The sequence below is a fragment of the Streptomyces sp. NPDC037389 genome, assembly GCF_040636475.1.
In the GTDB taxonomy this organism is placed as follows: Bacteria; Actinomycetota; Actinomycetes; order Streptomycetales; family Streptomycetaceae; genus Streptomyces; species Streptomyces hesseae.
The window spans coordinates 1-1,891 of sequence record NZ_JBEZUS010000046.1 but is presented as its reverse complement, the minus strand read 5'-3'; the positions used below and the strand labels follow the sequence as shown (position 1 = coordinate 1,891).

General features: G+C 66.5%; 3 protein-coding genes. All 3 read left to right on the top strand.

The window, feature by feature from the left end; genetic code table 11:
• Positions 1-647: NlpC/P60 family protein (locus tag AB0E98_RS33570; RefSeq protein ID WP_361710273.1), on the top strand; the 647-nt coding region annotated here is incomplete at its 5' end.
• Positions 648-649: 2 nt separating this feature from the next.
• Positions 650-922 (top strand): hypothetical protein, encoded by a 273-nt coding sequence (locus tag AB0E98_RS33565; protein WP_359516149.1) that lies wholly within the window; start codon positions 650-652, stop codon positions 920-922.
• Between the two features lie 223 nt (positions 923-1,145).
• Positions 1,146-1,891: hypothetical protein (locus AB0E98_RS33560; protein WP_361710270.1), on the top strand; the 746-nt coding region annotated here is incomplete at its 3' end.

Sequence of the window (1,891 nt, the reverse complement as noted above, 5' to 3'; positions counted from 1 at the left end):
CATCCGCCAAGTACCTCTGCACCATCGCCGACGAGGTCGGCGACGTGCCCGGCGACAAGCAGAACAACATGCTTGCTGCCTACAACGCGGGAAGCGGCGCCGTCCAGAAATACGGCGGTGTTCCTCCGTACAAGGAAACACAGAACTATGTGCGGTCCATCACCGCACTCGCCAACCAAAACAAGGGCGGCGGGAAGGTGGCCACCACCGAACAGGCCGCCACCGCAATCAACGCGGCAGAGCAAATGATCGGCACCCCCTACTCGTGGGGTGGCGGAAACGCGAGCGGTCCCAGTGCCGGGACGTGCTGCTCTCCTAGCGGTCGGTCCGGGAAATCCACCGAGGGATTCGACTGCTCCGGATTGACGCTCTACGCCTACGCGAAAGCGGGAATCTCCCTGCCTCGCACGGCAGCCGCACAGTACGCGGCATCCGAGCCCGTCAAGCCCGGTGATGTAAAGCCGGGCGACCTCGTGTTCTACGGGTCCAGCGCGGCGAGCATTCACCACGTCGGCATTTACGTCGGCGGCGGCTGGATGATCGACGCGCCGCGCCCCGGGACACAGGTCCGCTATTCCCCCATGGACACCATGCCCGACCTTTTCGGCGTGGCACGCCCCACCTCGAACACCAACAAGGAGATCTGAAAATGCGAAACCTCTTCATTGCCGCGCCCGTCGACATGTCGAAGGGATTCAAGGACTTCTTCGACACCATCGGCCTTACGGGCGGGGGTCTCGTCACCAAGGGCATCGCCGCCGTCATCGCCGTCATCGCGCTGCGGATGCTCCTTCAGCTGTCCGGCGACCCCAAGGGCGCCCTGCGCAAGGGCAGCATGGCCGTCGGCACGCTTTTCGTCGCCGTGGTCCTCGCGCTGTACGGCGACACCCTTTTCAGCACGGTGACCGAGGCCAAGGGCTGATCGCATGTCCTACCTGGCAGCCGACCCGTGCGACGGGATCAAGGGTCCGGCCAAGGCGTACTGCGAGCGAGGAAATGGTGGCGCCCCTCCGGATGGAGGGGCCCCCGGCCCCGGTTCCGAAGGGCCGGCCGAAGGCGCTGTCCGTCTCCTTCACGAGCTCATTGAGAGCCTGATCCGGGCGATCAAGAGGCTCCTGGCGCCGGACAGCATGTTCGCGCCAGAGATGACCGACAAGATGGGCGAGACCTGGCTGTACCAGCAGTTCCTCTGGCTGGGCCAGCATCTGGCCGTCGCCGTCTTCGTGTGCGTCGTCGTCGTGTGTGCCCTGACCGCCTGGCAGGGCGCAGACCGCCTCAAGCAACTGGGGGCGTCCACGGGCTGGACGCTCGTGGCCGTCGCCGGCATGGCGTCCGTCCCGGGCATCGTGATGGTGCTGAACACGGCCGTGAGTGCCGCGTTCACCACGGCGTTCGACAGCAACGAGGGGACCCTGTTCGGGGCCATCGCCGAGGACCTGAAGACGTCAGCAGACGCGAAGAACCCACTGGCGCTGCTGCTGCTCTTCGCGGTCCTCGCGGTGGCACTCGCCTTCGCCGGGCTGGTGTTCATGACACGCAGCCTCGGCATCCTGGTGTTCGTGTGCATGGCTCCCGTGGTGCTGGCCTCCCTGGCCCGCGGGGGCGACACCTCGGCCGTCCGGGCATGGGCACAGCGGCTCCTGGGGCTGATGTTCGCCCCGTTCGCGCTGTTGCTGCTCAGCCCGTTCGTCCAACTCGTCCAGGGATCCCTGGTGATGGACGCCGTCCTGCTGATCGCCGCCGATGTCCTCATGCTCCGGATGATCTTCCACGGCGTGCCGTACTTCGGTCCCCGAGTGGCCGGAGCTGCCCGCGCCATGGTGGAGCGCAGGACCGAGAACCCGCTGGCGCGGGCGGTGGTACGTGCCGGATCTCCGGACGTCTACGAGCA